Raw genomic sequence first — 15,724 nt, forward strand, 5'->3', positions numbered from 1 at the left:
CGCCTACCCGTAGCTCGAGACGAGGGACTTGATGACGAGGGCCCAGCCGTCGACCATCACGAACAGCAGGAGCTTGAAGGGCAGTGACACCATCACCGGCGGCATCATCATCATGCCGAGCGCCATCAGCGCCCCGCTGACCACCAGGTCGATCACCAGGAACGGGATGAAGATGATGAACCCGATGATGAAGGCCTGCTTGAGCTCCGTGAGGACGAACGCCGGGATCAGCGTCGTCGTGGAGACCTCGTCCCGGTTGGCGGGCAGGTCCCGGTCCGCGACGTTCGTGAGCAGCTCCAGCTCGTCGTCGTCGGTGTTCTCGAGCATGAACCCGCGCAGCGGCTCCATGCCCGTCTGCATCGCGGCCCCGGCGGTCAGGTCGCCGTTCAGGTAGGGCTGCAGCGCGGCGTCGTTGATCTCGCTGAGCACCGGGCCCATCACGAAGAGGCTGAGGAAGAGCGCGAGCCCGGCGAGGACCTGGTTGGGCGGTGTCTGCTGGAGCCCGAGTGCGTTGCGGGTCAGGCCGAGGACCACGAAGATCTTGGTGAACGCCGTGCAGCTGAGCAGGATCGCCGGGAGCAGGGAGACCAGGGTGAGTCCGATCAGCACCGTCACGGACGTGCTCGGGCTGTCGGTCAGGCCGTCGAGCCCGATGGTGACGTTCGAGCTCCCGTCGCCGGAGGGACCCGCCGGGCCGGCGGGACCGGTCGGCGACGCCGGGTCGGCGTTGGCGACGAGGGGCAGCACGACCATCGGGATGACGACCGTGACGACCAGGGCGCCGACGAGCGTCACGAGGCGCCGCAGGCGGGCGGTCATGAGGCCTTCCCGGTGGCCGCGGCGAGCGCCTGGCGCCAGGTGTCGATGCTGAGGACCGAGCCGGTCAGGGCACCCTCGGGGGCGCGGGTCGCCGCGCGGCGACCGCCCTTGGCGGGGACCGGACGGGTGGCGGGGGCGGCGGCGCGGTGCGCGCCGACCGGCCGCGGGGCGGGCAGGGCGATGGCCTCGTCGGTCGGCTGGACCAGCGTGATCACGTCACCCTCGACGGCGCCGTCGATGACGTCGTCCATCTCGGGGAGGTGCTCGGCGACCTCGTCGGGGTCGAGCTCGGCCAGCACGCTGACCTGGTGCTCGGTGGTGCCGAGGACGAGCACGCGCGAGCCGACGGTGATGACCGACACCGCGGTGCCGCGGGTGAGGTGCTGGCGGTGCAGGACCTGGACCATGGCGTCCTTGCGGCCACGGAACCGGCGGCCGCCGACCTTGGTCAGCAGGGCCAGCAGGCCCAGGACGACGGCCAGCGAGAAGACCAGCCGGATGGCGAGCTCGAGCATGTCGTCAGGTCAGCTCGCTGCCGCGTCGACGGCGATCTCGGTGATGCGCAGGCCGAAGTCCTCGTCGATCACGACGACCTCGCCGCGGGCGATGAGGCGGCCGTTGACCAGCAGGTCGGCGGGGCTGCCGGCGGCCCGGTCGAGCTCCAGCACGGCACCGGGGGTGAGGTCGAGCAGGTCGCGGACCGTCATCCGGGTGCGGCCGATCTCGACCGTCACCTCCATGTCGACGCCGTGCAGCAGCTCGATGCCGGGGCTCGGGCGGTGCTGGTCGAGGTGGCCGACCGAGCTGAGCACGTTGCCGGGCACGGTGGCGGGCGCGGCCGCCTCGAGGACGTCGGCTGCAGCGCCGCCGGGCACCGACCCGGTCGCGGCGGACAGCTCGGAGTTGTGGGCGCCGGAGAGCACGTTGTCGGGCATCAGCACGGCGGCGGCGACGGAGCTGGTGTGCAGGAACGCCACGGTGAAGGGCGATGCGACGTCGCGGGCCACCATAGGGAGGGCGACCTCGCGGGCGGCACCGACCCGCCCGTGCAGGGCGGCGGCCACGGCGTCCAGGGTGGGCTGCAGGGCGGCGGCCAGGTCGAGGCCGCCGAGCGGGCTGCCGGCCAACGCGTCCACGAGCTCCTGGCCGACGAGCACCGCGATGCGGCCGGGGACGGCCGCCTCGAGGTCGGCGATGACCGCACCGGCGAACGGCCCGGCGACCTGCGGGTCTCCCGGGGCGACCGTGCCGACGGTCAGCGGCTCGGCGGAGGGCAGCACCGCCGCGCCGGCGCCGGCGGCGGCGAGGGCGAGCTCGGTGACGTTCAGGTTGCTCACGGGGTCTCCTTGGGGGTGCCCACGATCAGGGCGGCGAGCCGGAACCCGCTGGTCCCGGCAGTGGCGTGCGCGAAGTTGATGCCGTCCACGACCACCTCGAGCGGGGCGGACGAGGGGTGGTTGAGACGGATGGCGTCGCCCGGCTGGAGGACGGCGAGGTCGCCCGGGCTCAGGGTCGTCGGCCGGAGCCGGACGGCGACGTCGACCGGCACGGTCTGGAACTGGTCCTTGAGCTCGGCGGCAGCGCGGGCGCGCTGGGCCCGCTCGCGGTCGGAGACCGGCGCCGGAGCGGCCGCGCGCAGCAGGTGCGGCAGGAGCCCGGAGAACGGCATGCACATCGACATCGGGAACGGCCGGTCGTTGATCTTGAGCTCGAGGTGCATGGCGACCATGACGTCGGACGCGCCGGCGACCTGGGCGAACTGGGGGCTGTACTCGACACCGGTGACGACGGGCTCGAACGCCACGATCGAGGCGAGCGAGTAGCGCAGCTCGTGGAGCAGGCGCTCGATCAGTCCGCGTGAGACACCGGTCTCGATCTCGGTCAGCGCACGCTCGGGCTGGTCGACGCGTCCGGGGCCGCCGAGCATGTGGTCGACGGCCGTCATCACGGCGCCGACCGGGATCTCGAGCACGCACTTGCTGAGCAGCGGCTCCGCCGAGAAGATCGTGAGGTAGGTCGTGGTCTCGAGCGAGTCGACGTACTCCGCGTAGCTGCTCTGCTCGATCCCCGTCAGCGTGACTGCGCAGACGGTGCGCAGGGATGACGTCAGGACGGTCGTCGCCTGGCGGCAGAAGCCGTCGAGCGCCACCTGGAGCATGCGCGAGTGCTCGCGCGACAGCTGGATGGGCCGCCGGAAGTCGTAGAGGACCGGCACCGGGGCAGGCCGAGCGCCCCGGTCTGCCACGAGGGCGCCGGGGTGTGCGTCGGAACTGTCTGAGGGCGGCACGAAAGGACGGATCGGCCCCGTTCGCCCCTACCTGAGGAAACGTGTGGAAGTGAGTTGGATCACCTGGTCATCGGTTCGGTCCCGCCCGGGCCCGTCACTGGGTCACGAACTCGGTGAAGTACACGTCCATCACGTCCCCGTGGTAGAGGTGGTCGAGCTCCTTGACGAGCTTCGCCTTCAGGGCGACCCGCTTGTGGCCCTCGATCTGCTCGAGCTTCTTGCCGCTGAAGAGCTCGATCGCCGCGTCGAGGGCCTTGCTGCCGTCGACCTCGTGCGCGGTCGTGGTCAGCTGCAGCGCCAGCCCCAGCCGCAGGTAGTGGGTGTCGGCCAGGTTGATCTGGGTCGCGTCCATGGTCACGATCTCGCCCGGCTCCGGCGGCGGGGTCGGCCCGGCCGGCTTCAGGAAGAACCAGTAGACAGCGCCGCCGACGAGGAGCAGCGCCACCACGATGATGATCAGCTTCTTCTTGCTACCCTTCTTCTTGTCGTCGTCCGCGGTCTTCTCGGGCGCCTTCTCGGCGGTCGCGCTCATTCGTGTCCCCCCTCGGAGTCGTGACCGGCGCTCGCGGCGTCGGTCTCATCGCTGGTGCTGGTGCTGGTGTCGGTGCTGGTCTTGTTGCTCGCGGCCGTGACGGTCGCGCCGGCCTTGGCCCTCGCGGCCTCCTTGAGCAGCTGCTGCGCGTCCTGGCCGACGTTCGGGAGGACCACGATGTCCACCCGCTTGTTGATGTCCTGCGAGCCCGGCAGCACCGGGCTGATCAGCGGCTTCTCGTGGCCGAACGCCGCCAGCGACAGGCGGGCGCCGGGGATGCCCGCCACCTCGTTGAGGCGACGCAGCACCGACAGCGCGCGGGCGGCCGACAGGTCCCAGTCGGTCGCGTAGTACTTGGGCGGGCCGGCCGCCTGGTTGGTGTGCCCGTCGATGCGCAGGTCGTTGCCCAGGTCGTGGAGGACCGGCGCGAGGGTGTCGACGACCTCCTGGCCCCGGGGGCTGAGCTGCGCGATGTTGGGCTGGAACACCACGTGGCGCGACACGAGGCTGACGACCAGACCGCGCTCGTCGATGGTGGTCGACACGTCGTCGGCGAGGCCCCGCTTCTTGAGCGCCGCCTTGAGCTTCTGCTCGGCCTCCTTCAGCCGGCTCGCCTCGGTGGCCGCGGCGTCGTACGACGCCTGCTTGCTCTTGCGCCGTTCCTCCTTGAGCGCCTGGGTGACCATCGCCTGGCCGGCCGGGGACAGGGACTGGAAGATCTGGGTGCCCTCGAGCTCGGGGTTCGACGCCTCCTCGAGGTGGCCCTCGAGGATCGAGTCGGAGCCCTTCATGAAGGAGCTGTCGGCGCCGAAGCCCTCGGCGAGGCCGTTCTTCAGCGCGTTGTACTTCTTCTGGTCCACCGAGCTCATCGCGAACATGACGATGAAGAGCACCATGAGCAGCGTGAGCATGTCGGCGTAGGTGACCAGCCAGCGCTCGTGGTTCTCGTGCTCCTCGTGCTCCTCGTGCTTCTTGCGACGACCCTTGGCAGAGCTCATGTCAGGCCGCCTCGGGCTCGCGCTGGTCGGCGGGGAGCAGCGACTGGAGCCGCTGGGCGACGACCCGCGGGTTGGAGCCGGCCTGGAGCGCTGCGATGCCCTCGATGATCAGCTCCATCCGCGCCGCCTCGAGCTCGCCGAGCCGGGCGATCCGGGCGCCGACGGGCAGGAAGAACACGTTGGCCGACATGACGCCCCACAGCGTGGCGATGAAGGCGCCGGCGATGAGGTGACCGAGCTTCTCGGGCTCGGCCAGGTTCTCGAGCACGTGCACGAGGCCCATGACCGTGCCGATGATGCCGATGGTGGGCGCGTAGGCGCCGGCGGCGTTGAAGAACTTGGCCGCCTGCTTGGCCTCCGCCTTCACGGCGACGACCTCGGCCTCGAGGATGTCGCGGACCTCCTCGGGGTCGGTGCCGTCGATGGCGAGGGTGAGGCCGCGGGACAGGAACGGCTCGTCGACGTCGCCCAGAGCGTCCTCGAGGGCGAGCAGACCCTCGCGACGGGCCTTCTCCGACAGGGAGACCAGGGTCGGGACGAGAGCCGCGGCGCTGCCGGCGGACCCGGTGAAGGCCTTGACGAGACCGCGGACGGCGAGCTTGGTGTCGCCCATGGTGCCGCCGGCCATCGAGATCATGATCGTGCCGCCCACGACGAGCAGGATCGGCGCGATGACGATCAGGCTCATCGGGTTGCCGCCCTCCATCACGTTGGCGACGACGATGAAGACCAGCGCCCCGATGACGCCGATCATGGTTGCCGGGTCCATCAGCCCTCCGCTTCGTCGGCCGTGTCGACCGGGGTCAGCCCCAGCCGGGCCGTCGGATGCTCGGACACCGTGCCGAGATGGGTGGGACGCGCGTTGTGGCGCGCCCACATGTCGAGGTCGATCGCCGTGCTCATGGCGAGCACCTCGCCGCGGTGGCGGCGTACCGACGTGAGGACGTCGTCGAGGGACTCCAGGACGACGTACTTCTTGCCGTCGACGAGCGTGACCACCGTGTCCGGAGTGGCGTCGACGCGCTCGATCAGGTCGCAGTTGAGGGCGAACTTCGTCCCCGAGAGTCGCGTGAGCGTGATCATGTTGCACCGTCCTTGGGCCTTGCCGAGAGCGCCGTCCGTGGCGACTCGAGGTGTCCATCGGCGATGTCCGGTGCGACCTGAGGGGTGTGACGCGATCCACCGCGGGCGCCGGTGGCGGCGCCCGCGGTGGCGGCGCGATCAGCGCTTGATGTTGACGAGCTCCTCGAGGACCTGGTCGGACGTGGTGATCACGCGCGAGCTCGCCTGGAAGCCGCGCTGGGCCAGGATCAGGTTGGTGAACTCGGCGGCCAGGTCGACGTTCGACATCTCGACCGAGCCGGGGACGAGCTCGCCGCGGCTGCCCTCGCCGGCGACGCCGAGGTCGACGGCTCCGGAGTTGGCGGTGGCGCGGAAGCTGGTGCCGCCGACCTTCTCCAGACCCATCGGGTTGGTGAAGTTGGCGAGCGCGATCTGGGCGACCACGGAGGTGCTGTCGTCGTCGAAGGTCGCGGTGATCTTGCCGTCGGAGCCGATCTCGTAGGACTTCAGCGCGTGCGGCGTGGGAGTCGCGCCGTCATCGGTCGGGAGGGTGATCTTGCCGGTGGTGCCGGTGTGGTTCCCGGAGGCATCGAAGGTCGTGTAGCCCTGCACCAGGCCGCCGCCCGGAGCCACCAGGTTGCCGGACCGGTCGAAGGAGAAGGCGCCGGCGCGGGTGTAGACCTGGTCGTTGCCCTTCTGCACGACGAACAGGCCGTCGCCCTGGATCATCAGGTCCGTGACCCGGCCCGTGGTCTGGTTCGAGCCCTGGTTGAAGTTGGTGTTGGTCGCGGCCAGCTGGACGCCGAGGCCGACCTGGATCGGGTTGCTGCCGCCGCGCCCGTTGGTGGCGTCGGGCGCGGAGCTCGAGGTGAGCATCTGCGACAGGGTGTCGGAGAAGACGGTCGAGCTGGACTTGAAGCCGACGGTGTTGGCGTTGGCGATGTTGTTGCCGGTCACGTCGAGCATGACCTGGTTGACGCGCAGGCCGCTGATGCCGGCGAAGAGGGAACGAAGCATGGTGGTTCTCCTGGATTCGGAAGTACGGATTCTGGGGTGGTGGTCAGCTCGCCGCGGCAGGTGCCGTGGGCGCGGTGGCGGTCGCCGAGATGGACTGGACCTGGCCGAGGGAGACGCTGGCGCCGCCGACGACGAGCATCGGACCGCTCGCGTCGTACGTCACCGAGCCGACGAGGCCGGACGTGGTGGTCCCGTCCTGGTTCATGTAGGTGACGTTCTTGCCGACCATGCCGGCCGCGCCGAACGAGACCTGCGCCGAGAGCAGGGCGGCCGTCTGGTCGGCGACGTCCTGCATCTTCTCGAGCGCCGTGAACTGGGCGTTCTGGGCCATCATCTGGCCCGAGTCGGTCGGGTTCATCGGGTCCTGGTAGCGCAGCTGCGCCACCATCAGATTCAAGAACATCTCCTTGTCGGAGCTGCTCCCCGTCGTCGTGGCGGGCTGGTAGAGACCCGTGCTCGTGACGGCCTCAGTTGCCGGGACGGACATCGCCGCTCCTCACATGCTCAGGTCGAGACCGGCGAGCTGCCGGCCGACCGTCTGGATGGGACGCGACGGTGTCGTCGCGTTCGGGATGCCGTCCGTGGCAGTACTGCTTCCAGGGTGGTGCCGGGAGCTCTCCCGGTCCGGTGCCGGCTCGCCACCAGGGCGTCCGGCTCCCGACCAGGCCCCTCCGGCCAGGTCGGTCGAGACATCGGTGCGCGTCGCCGCGGAGGTGGCGGGTACGACGGGCGGGGTGGGGGCGGTGCCGGTCGGGAGGTCGCGGATCAGGATCCTCGAGTCGGTCCGGCCGACGGACTCGAGCAGGCGACGCAGCTCGGGGGCGCCCTCGGTGAGCGCGCGGCGCGCGTCGGAGCCGGCCGCGAGGCTGACCTCGAGCTCGCCGCCCCGCTGCGTGAGCACGACCCGGACCTCGCCGAGCGACTCGGGGTTGAGCTTGACGACGACGCGGCTCGTGCCGGTCTCGGCGTTCGTCGCGACGCGGAGCACCTCCGGGAAGACCTGGTCGGCGACCCGGGGGAGGTCGGGGGAGGCGGTCGACGCGGTCACCGGGGCGGGTGCGGCGGTCGGCGCGACGGCAGCGGCGGCCGCGACCGCCGGGGCCTGGGTGGGGGTGGTGTCGGTCCGGACCTCGGTCCGCGGAGCGGCCGTCCCGACGACGGCGGACGGTGCGTCCGCCGCGGCCGGTGCCGGTGCCGACGCAGGCACCGAGGCCGTGGCGTCGGTCGTCGGCCGGGCCGCACCGTCCCGGGCCCGGTCGTCGGCGTGGCTGTCGCCGGCGCCCGGCTGGGCGGCACCGTCGGCGTCCGCGGTGACGGCGGGGACGGGGGCAGCGGTCGTGGCGGTCGTGGAGGTCGTGGCGTCGACGGTGGTGGCCGCCGGGTCCGCAGCCCCGGTCGCCGCGGCGGTGACCGGAGCGGCGACCGGAGCGATGAAGGGCGCCATCACGATCGCGGTCGGCAGCATCGCCAGCGCGGTGTCGGTCTTGTCCGTCTCCTCCGTCTCGTCCGAGACCGGTGCAGGAGCGGTGACGTCCCCCGCTCCGGGTGCGACCGGGAGGGCGGGCACGACAGGCAGGGCGGAGAGATCGGCGGGCGCGGTCGTGACGACCGGCGCCTCGATCTCCGTGGCGGCTGCGGCCACGTCCTCGCCGGTCGGCGTCGCGGCGGTGGGTGTGCCGGTCGCGGTCGCCGCGCCGGCGTCCGGGTCGGCGGTGGCGTCGCCGGTGAGCAGACCGCTCACCAGGGCGAGGAACAGGTCACCGCTGCCGGGAGCCGACTCGCGGCCCTGGCTGCTGGCGCCGCCGAGCGCGGGGTCGGCGGCGATGGCGGCACCGAGACCGGTCAGGAGAGTCGTGGGGTTCATGCTGCCTCCAGCGTCGACATGACGGAGCGGACGTAGTTCTGGGTCTCGGCGTACGGCGGGATGCCGTCGTACCGGAGCACGGCACCCGGCCCGGCGTTGTACGCCGCGAGCGCGAGCGGGGTGCTGCCGAAGCGGTCGAGCAGGCTGCTGAGCAGGCGCGCAGCGCCGTCGACGGCCTGGGCGGGGTCGAAGGCGTTGGTGACGCCGAGGCCCTGGGCGGTGCCCGGCATCAGCTGCATCAGGCCCTGCGCGCCGGCGGAGCTGGTGGCGCGCGGGTTGTAGCCGGACTCCTGCTTCGCCACCGCGGAGAGCAGGTCGGCGCCGACGCCGTACTTCGCCGCGGCGCTCTCGAAGAGCGAGGCGTACGGCGTGCCCGCGGCGACGCGACCGGACGTGCCGACCCCGCCGACGCCGCCGACACCGACGGAGCCGGCCGAGGCCGTCCCGGCGTCGGGGACGACGCGCCGGATGGCGGTGGGGGTCTCGTAGATCGGGCCGAGGCGCACGTCCAGGCCGGGGCGGGGCGCCTCGATCATCTGGTTCTCGCCGACGTAGATCGCGACGTGGTGCACGGGGGACCCGAAGGCGAGGATGTCGCCGGGCTGGGCGTCGGCGAGGGACGCGACGGGGCGGCCCGCCTCGGCCTGCTGGTAGGAGACGCGCGGCAGGTCGTAGCCCAGGTCGGAGTAGACCTTCTGCACGAGTCCCGAGCAGTCGAGCCCCTTGTCGGGGTCGGTGCCGCCCCACACGTAGGGGACGCCGAGGTACTTGCGGGCGTCCTCGACGACGGCGTCGCCCTTCGCCGTACCCGTGGAGGTGGTGGTGGACGTCGACGTCGCGGTGGCGTCGCTCAGCGCACCGGAGAACGCCGTCGAGCTGGTGCTGCTCGCCGGCTTCAGCAGCGCGATCTGGGCCTGGATCTGGGAGATCCGGCTCGTGACGTCGGAGACGCTCATCGCACACCTCCGCCCGCAACGGTGACGTCGGTACGCCGGCGCCACATCTCCTGGGCGACCTCGTCGAGCTCGCGGGTCTCCCGGCGGGCGCGCTCGGCGCGGACGGCGGCGGCCCGTCGCTCGACCAGCGACTCGACGGCGGCCAGTCGGCTGCGGTCGGCGAGCCAGCGGTCCCGGGCGGCGGCGGTCACGTCGCGCGACGTCTCGAGGGTGGTGCGCCCGTGGGCCAGCGCGGTGCGGATCATCTCGACCGTGTGCTGGCGGCCGTGGAAGGCGGTCAGGTCGAAGGTGGCCGGCATCGGCAGATTCGCCAGCAGCTGCTCGAGGTCGGCGACCTTGACGGCCGCCTCGCGCTCCTCCTGGAGCGCCGTGGCGAGGCCGATGCGGCTGTCCCGCTCGCGCACGCTGCGTAGCCGCACCAGGCCGCCGAGGTTCCCCTGCCGGCGACTCATGTGGTCACCAGCTGGTGGAGGGCGGCCCAGGTGTCGGCCGCGGGGGTGGCGTCGTCCATGTCCTGGCGCAGGAAGGCCTCGATCGCGGGCATCAGCGCCAGCGCGAGGTCGGCGTCGGGGTCGCTGCCCGGCGCGTAGGCGCCGATCTCGACGAGCTCCTTGACGTTGCGGTGCGCGGCGAGCAGCCGGCGCAGCCGCTGGGCGTCCTGCTTGCCGGTCGGCGAGACGATCGCGGAGACGCGCGAGATCGACTCGAGCACGTCGATGCTGGGGAAGTGGCCCGACGTCGCGAGCTCGCGGGTCAGCACGATGTGGCCGTCGAGGATGGACCGCGCGGCGTCGCCGATCGGGTCCTGCATGTCGTCGCCCTCGACGAGGACGGTGTAGAGACCGGTGATGCTGCCCGACGGCGACGTGCCCGCGCGCTCGAGCAGCTGCGGCAGCATCGCGAAGACGCTGGGCGGGAAGCCACGGGTGGCGGGCGGCTCGCCGGCCGAGAGACCGATCTCGCGCTGGGCCAGCGCCACGCGGGTGAGGCTGTCCATCATCAGGACGACGTCGCGGCCGGCGTCGCGGAACCACTCGGCGATCCGGGTGGCGACGAACGCCGCCCGTAGCCGCACCACGGGCGGCTCGTCCGAGGTCGCCACGACCACGATCGAGCGGGCCAGGCCCTCGGGGCCGAGGTCGTTCTCCAGGAACTCGCGGACCTCGCGGCCACGCTCGCCGATGAGAGCGATCACGGAGATCTCGGCGTCGGTCCCGCGGGCGATCATCGAGAGCAGGCTGGACTTGCCGACACCGGAGCCGGCCATGATGCCGAGGCGCTGGCCGCGGCCGCAGGCCGTCAGCGAGTCCATGGCCCGGACGCCGAGGCTCAGCTGCTGGTCGATGCGCGGTCGCAGCAGGGCGTTGGGGGTCTCGTTGTTGACGACGACCTGGGGCAGGTGACCGAGCGACGGCCCGCCGTCGATCGGCCGGCCGAGGCCGTCGAGCACGCGTCCGCGCAGCTGCTCGCCGACGGCGATGCGCAGGCCGAGCCCGCTGGCCTCGACGTGGTCGCCCACGCGCAGGCCGGTGGTCTCGGCGAGAGGCAGGCAGGTGAGGACGCCGTACTCGCTCGCGACGACCTCGACCGGCACCGGGCCGGCTGCGCCGCGGACCTCGAGGAGGTCGCCGAGCGCCGCGGAGACACCGGACACGGTGACCCGCAGGCCGAGGAGGCCGGAGACCCGGCCGAGGCGCTGGGGTACGACGGCGGCGCGCGCCGCGGACAGGTGGTCGACGGTCAACGTCGTCATGACAGCGCCTCGCGCAGCCGGTCGACCGCCTGGGCGAGGCGCAGGTCGACAGCCGTCGTGCTGGTCTCGACGATCGCGTCGTGGAGGTCGAGGGTCGCGTCGGCGACGACCTCGACGCCGACCGTGTCGAGCTCGGCGACGGCGATCGACGTGGCGGTCGCCGGGTGCAGGCGCACGGTCGTGGCCGGGTCCTTCGGGAGCACGGCGAGCACCCGGGCGACGACTCCGGCGCCGGGGTCCGTGCTGGCCGCGAGCTCGTGGCCGAGCAGGGTCTCGATGACCTCGAACGCGAGGTCGGTGGCCTGGTCGGCGATCCGGGTGCAGACCTCCTGGGCGGAGGCCGCGACGGCGGCAGCCGCCGCGTGCAGGCCGGCGACGGCCGCGGCGTGCTCGCGGGCCCGCGCCTGCTCGCGACGCTCGGCGTCGGCGGCGGCCGCGGCCGCCTCCTCGAGTCCGCGCCGGAGCGCCGCCTGCTGGCCCTCGGACCAGCCGACGGCGTACCCCTGCGCCTGGGCGGCGGCGCGGGTGCGTTCGGCCAGCCGGCCGAGGACGGCCTCGGTCGCGCCGTCGCCGAGGATGCGCTCGTCGCCGAGCCGGGTCCAGTGGCCGTGGCGGAGGTCGGGGTAGGAAAGCGCCTCAGACAACGAGCTCCTCCTCGCTGCCGCTGCGGTGGACCATGATCTGGCCCTGCTCCTCGAGCTGGCGGATCTTGCGGATCACGCCCTGCTGCGCCTCCTCGACCTGGGTCAGGCGGACGGCGCCCAGCAGCTCGACCTCCTCGATGAGGGTCTCGGCCGCACGGGTGGAGAGGTTGGAGGTGATCTTGGAGCGCACCGACTCGCTGACGCCCTTGAGGGCGAGGGCGAGCTCGGCCTCGTTGACCTGGCGCAGCACGAGCTGCACCGAGCGGTCGTCGAGGTGGACGATGTCCTCGAACATGAACATCCGGCTGCGGACCTCGTCGGCGAGCTCGGCGTCGAGGGTCTCGAGGCCCTCGACGATGGCGCGCTCGGTGACGCGGTCGGAGCGGTTGATGATGTTGACCAGGGGGTCGACGCCGCCGACCTGGGACAGCTCCGACGGCTGGAGCACCGAGGAGAGCTTGCGCTCCAGGTTGGCCTCGACCGCCCGGATGATCTCCGGCGTCGTCCGGTCCATGACCGCGATCCGGTGGGCGATCTCGGCCTGGAGGTTGGGCGGCAGTCCGGCGATGACCATCGACGCCTTGTCGGGCGTCATGTGCGCCAGCACCAGCGCGATGACCTGCGGGTGCTCCTCCGCGATGAAGGTGCGGACCTGGCTGGGGTCGGCGCGGTGGAGGAACTGGAACGGCATCTTCACCGCGGCCGCCTGGAGGCGGTCCATGATCTCGTTGGCGCGCTCGGAGCCGAGCGACTGCTCGAGCATGGTGCGCGCGAAGGCGAGGCCGCCGTGCGCGATGTTGGCGCGAGCGGTCGCCATCTCCGTGAACTCGGACAGGACGGCACCGCTCTCGGCGGCGTCGACGACGTCGAGCCGGGCGATCTCCGCGGAGATCGCCTCCACCTCGCTGTCGGAGAGGTGGCTGAGCACCTCTCCGGCCTTGTCGCGGCCGAGCTGGATCAGGATGATGGCGGCCTTGCGGACGCCGAGCGAGGCGAGGTTCATCAGGACCGCTCCACCAGCCAGCCGCGGAGCAGCGTGGCGATCTCGTCGGGCTGACGTTCGGCGAGGGCGGCGATCTCACGCTTGAGCTCGTCGTTGGCAGCCTGCTCTGCGGTCTCCAGTGCGGCGACGGCCGGGGCCGGCTCGAGCGCCGCGGCCGTGGCGGCTCGGGCCGCCGCGTCCTGACGGAGCTGCTCGACCAGGTACTCGGTGCGCTCCTCGCGAGCCTTCTTGCCGCGCCGGGCGCGCAGCCAGGCGAGCAGCAGCATCGCGAGGACGGCGACGGCGATGCCACCGTTGCGGATCATCGACCAGCGCTGGGCGTCGGCCTTGGCCTTGTTGGCGGCGGCGAGCTCGGCGGCGGCGGCCGTGTCCGCCGTACGGTCGAACGCGATCGACGAGACGTCGACGGTGTCGCCGCGCGCGGTGTTGATGCCGACGGTCGCGGAGATCAGCTGCTTGAGGCCGACCGTGTCGACACCGGGGTTGGCGCTCGGGTCGACCACGACGCCGATGTGCAGCGAGCGGACGCTGCCGGGCGCCGCCTCGCGGTGCTCCTTGGTCGTCTCGACCGCGTTGTCCTTGGTCGCGGACTCCTTGACGTAGCTCGACCCGTTCGACCCGGTGCCCGACACGGTGCCGGTGGAGTCCATCTGGCCGTCCGGCCCGACGACGCCGGTGCTGCCACCCGCGGTGGCGTCGCCGGTGTAGCTCTCCTTGCTGGTCGACTCGGAGAGCGGCGGCACCTTCTTGTTGGCGGCGTACGTCGTCGACTCCTGGATCGCCTTGTCGAAGTCGAGGTCGGCGGAGACCTGGACGGTCGAGTTGCCGGGGCCGAGAACGCGGTCCAGCATCGCCTGGATCTGCGCGGTCTTGCGGTTCTGGTAGTCGGTGACGGCCTGCGACTGGGTGCCCGCCCCGACGCCGCCGGCGGCGCCCTCGGTGGAGAGGACCTTGCCGGACGAGTCGGCGACGGTGACGTTCGCCGGGTCCAGGCCGTCGATGCTGGAGGCGACCAGGTTGACGATCGCCTGGACCTTCTCGGCGTCCATCGTGGTGCCGGCGGACGTGTCGAGGAGCACCGAGGCGGTGGTCGGGTCCTGCTCGTCGGAGAACACCTTCTTCTCCGGCATCGCGAGGTGGACGACGGCGGTGTTCACGCCGTCGACGGCCTCGATGGTCTTGGTGAGCTCGCCCTCCATGGCCCGCTTGAAGTCGGTCTGCTCCTGGAAGTCGGACGTCGTCATGTCCTGGCCGTCCAGGATCGAGTAGCCGCCGTCCGAGCTGTTGGCGGGCAGGCCCTGGCCCGAGAGCGTGATCCGCGTCGAGTAGACCTTGTCCCGCGGCACCATGATCGTGCTGCCGCCGTCGGCCAGCTCGTACGGCACCCCTTCGGCAGTGAGCTCGTCGACGACCGCCGAGGCGTCCTCGGCGGCGAGGTTGCTGTAGAGCGGCGCATAGTTGGGGGTCGACACCCAGCGGAACACCATGAACGCCGCGAGGAGCAGGGCGGCGGTGCCGACCACGGCGACCATGCGCTGCCCCAGCGTGAGGGACATGAAGGTGGTCCGCAGGCGGGTGAGCGTGCGGGAGAGGTTCTGCTTCATCCGATGGGCATCCGCATGATCTCGTTGAACGCCTCGAGCGCACGGTTGCGCACGGCGACGGTCAGCTGGGCAGTGACCGAGGCCTCGGTTGCGGCGACGGTGTAGTCGTGGATGTCGTTCAGGTCACCGGTGGCGGCCTGGACGGCGAGCTTGTCCGACTTGTCCTGGACGGACTCGAGGCGGTCCAGGCCGTCGAGCACCATGTCGCCGAACGCACCGCCGGCGGCCTTCGTGCCCGACGTCCCCGACAGCGTGGTGACGGAGGACGGCGACATCGTTGGCGCGACGTACGGCTGGAAGCCGATCGACTCGATCCCGGAGACACTCATCGGCGGCCGATCTCGAGGGCGCTGCGGTAGGTGTCCTGGGCGTCCTTGGTGACCTGCACCGAGGCCTGGAAGCCGCGCTGGGCCATGACCAGGCTCGTCATCTGGGTGGCGAGGTCGTCCTCGGGGGCGCGGACGTAGCCGTCGGCGTCGGCCATCGGGTTGCCGGGGTCGGACACGAGCCGGCCGTTGGGGTCGCTGAGGGCGAGGCCCGCGACCTCGACGCCACCGCCGGCCAGCGCGCGCACGATCGGCGTCTGCGTCTGGAAGGCGGTCTGGCTGGTGGACACGACGGTGTTGACGTTCGCGATGTTGTTCGCGAGCGAGTCGAGCCAGGTCTGGTGCATGCCCATCGAGGAGCCGGCGATGCTCAGCATGTCGAAGGCGCCCATCAGGAGGCCGCCACGGTCTTGATGAGGTCGAAGCGGTCGCTCGTGGCGCGCGTGATCATCTGGTACTGGAACTGCGACTGGACCGCGGCGAGCGTCTCCTTGCGGAGGTCGACGTTGTTGTCGTTGGCGCCCACGGGGGTGTCGGTGGCGGTCAGCGTCGGCGCGATCGTGCCGTCGGGGCTACCCGAGGCGATCGCGGAGCGCAGGCTGCTCTCGAAGTCGACACTGCTCGCGCGGTAGTGCGGGGTGTCGACATTCGCGATGTTGTCAGCGATGACTCGCTGACGCAGGGCGATGCCGTCGAGTGCGGATCCCAGGATCGCGCCGACAGGATCGGACAGGTGGAACGACACGCCAAGCCTCCGAGGAATGCGAGGTGGGTTGCCGTTCCGTCGGCGGGGTGGAGCGATCCTTGCTCAGGGGAGTTGATCGGCGGGCGCTCGCCCTGCTTGAGGAAATCTGGAAGA

General features: G+C 71.7%; 20 protein-coding genes. All 20 read right to left on the reverse strand.

The window, feature by feature from the left end; genetic code table 11:
* Positions 1 to 3: 3 nt before the first annotated feature.
* Positions 4 to 819: a flagellar type III secretion system pore protein FliP gene (fliP, locus tag ASC77_RS25190; protein ID WP_056159873.1), complete on the reverse strand. Its 816-nt coding sequence runs from the start codon at positions 817 to 819 to the stop codon at positions 4 to 6.
* Positions 816 to 1,334 carry a flagellar biosynthetic protein FliO gene (locus ASC77_RS25195; RefSeq protein WP_056159876.1) on the reverse strand — a complete coding sequence of 173 codons (519 nt, stop codon included), beginning with the start codon at positions 1,332 to 1,334 and terminating at the stop codon, positions 816 to 818. The genes fliP and ASC77_RS25195 overlap by 4 nt, the downstream gene beginning before the upstream one ends.
* Before the next feature lie 9 nt (positions 1,335 to 1,343).
* Positions 1,344 to 2,156 carry a flagellar motor switch protein FliN gene (gene fliN / locus ASC77_RS25200; protein WP_056159880.1) on the reverse strand — a complete coding sequence of 271 codons (813 nt, stop codon included), beginning with the start codon at positions 2,154 to 2,156 and terminating at the stop codon, positions 1,344 to 1,346.
* Positions 2,153 to 3,034, reverse strand: a complete 882-nt coding sequence (locus ASC77_RS25205) for a flagellar motor switch protein FliM (protein WP_235547976.1) — start codon at positions 3,032 to 3,034, stop codon at positions 2,153 to 2,155. The genes fliN and ASC77_RS25205 overlap by 4 nt, the downstream gene beginning before the upstream one ends.
* 166 nt (positions 3,035 to 3,200) lie before the next feature.
* On the reverse strand, positions 3,201 to 3,638 hold the full coding sequence (gene fliL, locus ASC77_RS25210; protein ID WP_056159886.1) for a flagellar basal body-associated protein FliL: 438 nt from the start codon (positions 3,636 to 3,638) through the stop codon (positions 3,201 to 3,203).
* On the reverse strand, positions 3,635 to 4,636 hold the full coding sequence (locus tag ASC77_RS25215) for a flagellar motor protein MotB (RefSeq protein WP_056159889.1): 1,002 nt from the start codon (positions 4,634 to 4,636) through the stop codon (positions 3,635 to 3,637). Before ASC77_RS25215 ends, fliL begins: the two co-directional genes overlap by 4 nt.
* A 1-nt stretch (position 4,637) precedes the next feature.
* Positions 4,638 to 5,405: a motility protein A gene (locus tag ASC77_RS25220; protein ID WP_056159891.1), complete on the reverse strand. Its 768-nt coding sequence runs from the start codon at positions 5,403 to 5,405 to the stop codon at positions 4,638 to 4,640.
* A complete protein-coding gene (locus ASC77_RS25225) occupies positions 5,405 to 5,719 on the reverse strand; it encodes a flagellar FlbD family protein (RefSeq protein WP_056159894.1) in 315 nt (104 codons plus the stop codon). The genes ASC77_RS25220 and ASC77_RS25225 overlap by 1 nt, the downstream gene beginning before the upstream one ends.
* Before the next feature lie 138 nt (positions 5,720 to 5,857).
* Positions 5,858 to 6,715, reverse strand: a complete 858-nt coding sequence (locus ASC77_RS25230) for a flagellar hook-basal body complex protein (protein WP_056159897.1) — start codon at positions 6,713 to 6,715, stop codon at positions 5,858 to 5,860.
* 43 nt (positions 6,716 to 6,758) lie between these two features.
* The gene (locus tag ASC77_RS25235) at positions 6,759 to 7,202 is read right to left on the reverse strand and encodes a flagellar hook assembly protein FlgD (RefSeq protein WP_056159898.1); all 444 of its coding nucleotides are present in this window, start codon (positions 7,200 to 7,202) and stop codon (positions 6,759 to 6,761) included.
* A gap of 9 nt (positions 7,203 to 7,211) precedes the next feature.
* Positions 7,212 to 8,579 (reverse strand): flagellar hook-length control protein FliK, encoded by a 1,368-nt coding sequence (locus ASC77_RS25240; protein WP_056159901.1) that lies wholly within the window; start codon positions 8,577 to 8,579, stop codon positions 7,212 to 7,214.
* Positions 8,576 to 9,535, reverse strand: coding sequence for a transglycosylase SLT domain-containing protein (locus ASC77_RS25245; RefSeq protein WP_056159906.1), 960 nt, complete (start codon positions 9,533 to 9,535; stop codon positions 8,576 to 8,578). Before ASC77_RS25245 ends, ASC77_RS25240 begins: the two co-directional genes overlap by 4 nt.
* Positions 9,532 to 9,987: a flagellar export protein FliJ gene (fliJ, locus tag ASC77_RS25250; RefSeq protein ID WP_056159909.1), complete on the reverse strand. Its 456-nt coding sequence runs from the start codon at positions 9,985 to 9,987 to the stop codon at positions 9,532 to 9,534. Before fliJ ends, ASC77_RS25245 begins: the two co-directional genes overlap by 4 nt.
* Positions 9,984 to 11,288, reverse strand: a complete 1,305-nt coding sequence (locus ASC77_RS25255) for a FliI/YscN family ATPase (RefSeq protein ID WP_056159912.1) — start codon at positions 11,286 to 11,288, stop codon at positions 9,984 to 9,986. Before ASC77_RS25255 ends, fliJ begins: the two co-directional genes overlap by 4 nt.
* The gene (locus ASC77_RS25260) at positions 11,285 to 11,932 is read right to left on the reverse strand and encodes a FliH/SctL family protein (RefSeq protein ID WP_056159915.1); all 648 of its coding nucleotides are present in this window, start codon (positions 11,930 to 11,932) and stop codon (positions 11,285 to 11,287) included. Before ASC77_RS25260 ends, ASC77_RS25255 begins: the two co-directional genes overlap by 4 nt.
* Positions 11,925 to 12,935, reverse strand: coding sequence for a flagellar motor switch protein FliG (fliG, locus tag ASC77_RS25265; RefSeq protein WP_056159918.1), 1,011 nt, complete (start codon positions 12,933 to 12,935; stop codon positions 11,925 to 11,927). The genes ASC77_RS25260 and fliG overlap by 8 nt, the downstream gene beginning before the upstream one ends.
* Positions 12,935 to 14,539, reverse strand: coding sequence for a flagellar basal-body MS-ring/collar protein FliF (fliF, locus tag ASC77_RS25270; protein ID WP_056159921.1), 1,605 nt, complete (start codon positions 14,537 to 14,539; stop codon positions 12,935 to 12,937). Before fliF ends, fliG begins: the two co-directional genes overlap by 1 nt.
* The gene (gene fliE / locus ASC77_RS25275) at positions 14,536 to 14,868 is read right to left on the reverse strand and encodes a flagellar hook-basal body complex protein FliE (RefSeq protein ID WP_056159924.1); all 333 of its coding nucleotides are present in this window, start codon (positions 14,866 to 14,868) and stop codon (positions 14,536 to 14,538) included. The genes fliF and fliE overlap by 4 nt, the downstream gene beginning before the upstream one ends.
* The gene (locus ASC77_RS25280; protein ID WP_056159927.1) at positions 14,865 to 15,257 is read right to left on the reverse strand and encodes a flagellar basal body rod protein FlgC; all 393 of its coding nucleotides are present in this window, start codon (positions 15,255 to 15,257) and stop codon (positions 14,865 to 14,867) included. The genes fliE and ASC77_RS25280 overlap by 4 nt, the downstream gene beginning before the upstream one ends.
* Positions 15,257 to 15,610, reverse strand: coding sequence for a flagellar basal body rod protein FlgB (locus ASC77_RS25285; RefSeq protein WP_056159930.1), 354 nt, complete (start codon positions 15,608 to 15,610; stop codon positions 15,257 to 15,259). Before ASC77_RS25285 ends, ASC77_RS25280 begins: the two co-directional genes overlap by 1 nt.
* Positions 15,611 to 15,724: the final 114 nt, after the last annotated feature.

It is taken from the genome of Nocardioides sp. Root1257, from assembly GCF_001425175.1.
Classification (GTDB): domain Bacteria; phylum Actinomycetota; class Actinomycetes; order Propionibacteriales; family Nocardioidaceae; genus Nocardioides.

Excerpts from the sequence above, each read along its gene's own strand:
- fliL (WP_056159886.1), bottom strand. The coding sequence starts at position 3,638 with ATGAGCGCGACCGCCGAGAAGGCGCCCGAGAAGACCGCGGACGACGAC.
- ASC77_RS25195 (WP_056159876.1), bottom strand. The coding sequence starts at position 1,334 with ATGCTCGAGCTCGCCATCCGGCTGGTCTTCTCGCTGGCCGTCGTCCTG.
- ASC77_RS25280 (WP_056159927.1), bottom strand. The coding sequence starts at position 15,257 with ATGGGCGCCTTCGACATGCTGAGCATCGCCGGCTCCTCGATGGGCATG.
- ASC77_RS25235 (WP_056159898.1), bottom strand. The coding sequence starts at position 7,202 with ATGTCCGTCCCGGCAACTGAGGCCGTCACGAGCACGGGTCTCTACCAG.
- ASC77_RS25220 (WP_056159891.1), bottom strand. The coding sequence starts at position 5,405 with ATGGACCCGGCAACCATGATCGGCGTCATCGGGGCGCTGGTCTTCATC.
- fliF (WP_056159921.1), bottom strand. The coding sequence starts at position 14,539 with ATGAAGCAGAACCTCTCCCGCACGCTCACCCGCCTGCGGACCACCTTC.
- fliJ (WP_056159909.1), bottom strand. The coding sequence starts at position 9,987 with ATGAGTCGCCGGCAGGGGAACCTCGGCGGCCTGGTGCGGCTACGCAGC.
- ASC77_RS25215 (WP_056159889.1), bottom strand. The coding sequence starts at position 4,636 with ATGAGCTCTGCCAAGGGTCGTCGCAAGAAGCACGAGGAGCACGAGGAG.
- ASC77_RS25240 (WP_056159901.1), bottom strand. The coding sequence starts at position 8,579 with ATGAACCCCACGACTCTCCTGACCGGTCTCGGTGCCGCCATCGCCGCC.
- ASC77_RS25255 (WP_056159912.1), bottom strand. The coding sequence starts at position 11,288 with ATGACGACGTTGACCGTCGACCACCTGTCCGCGGCGCGCGCCGCCGTC.
- ASC77_RS25245 (WP_056159906.1), bottom strand. The coding sequence starts at position 9,535 with ATGAGCGTCTCCGACGTCACGAGCCGGATCTCCCAGATCCAGGCCCAG.
- ASC77_RS25225 (WP_056159894.1), bottom strand. The coding sequence starts at position 5,719 with ATGATCACGCTCACGCGACTCTCGGGGACGAAGTTCGCCCTCAACTGC.
- ASC77_RS25230 (WP_056159897.1), bottom strand. The coding sequence starts at position 6,715 with ATGCTTCGTTCCCTCTTCGCCGGCATCAGCGGCCTGCGCGTCAACCAG.
- fliG (WP_056159918.1), bottom strand. The coding sequence starts at position 12,935 with ATGAACCTCGCCTCGCTCGGCGTCCGCAAGGCCGCCATCATCCTGATC.
- fliP (WP_056159873.1), bottom strand. The coding sequence starts at position 819 with ATGACCGCCCGCCTGCGGCGCCTCGTGACGCTCGTCGGCGCCCTGGTC.
- fliE (WP_056159924.1), bottom strand. The coding sequence starts at position 14,868 with ATGAGTGTCTCCGGGATCGAGTCGATCGGCTTCCAGCCGTACGTCGCG.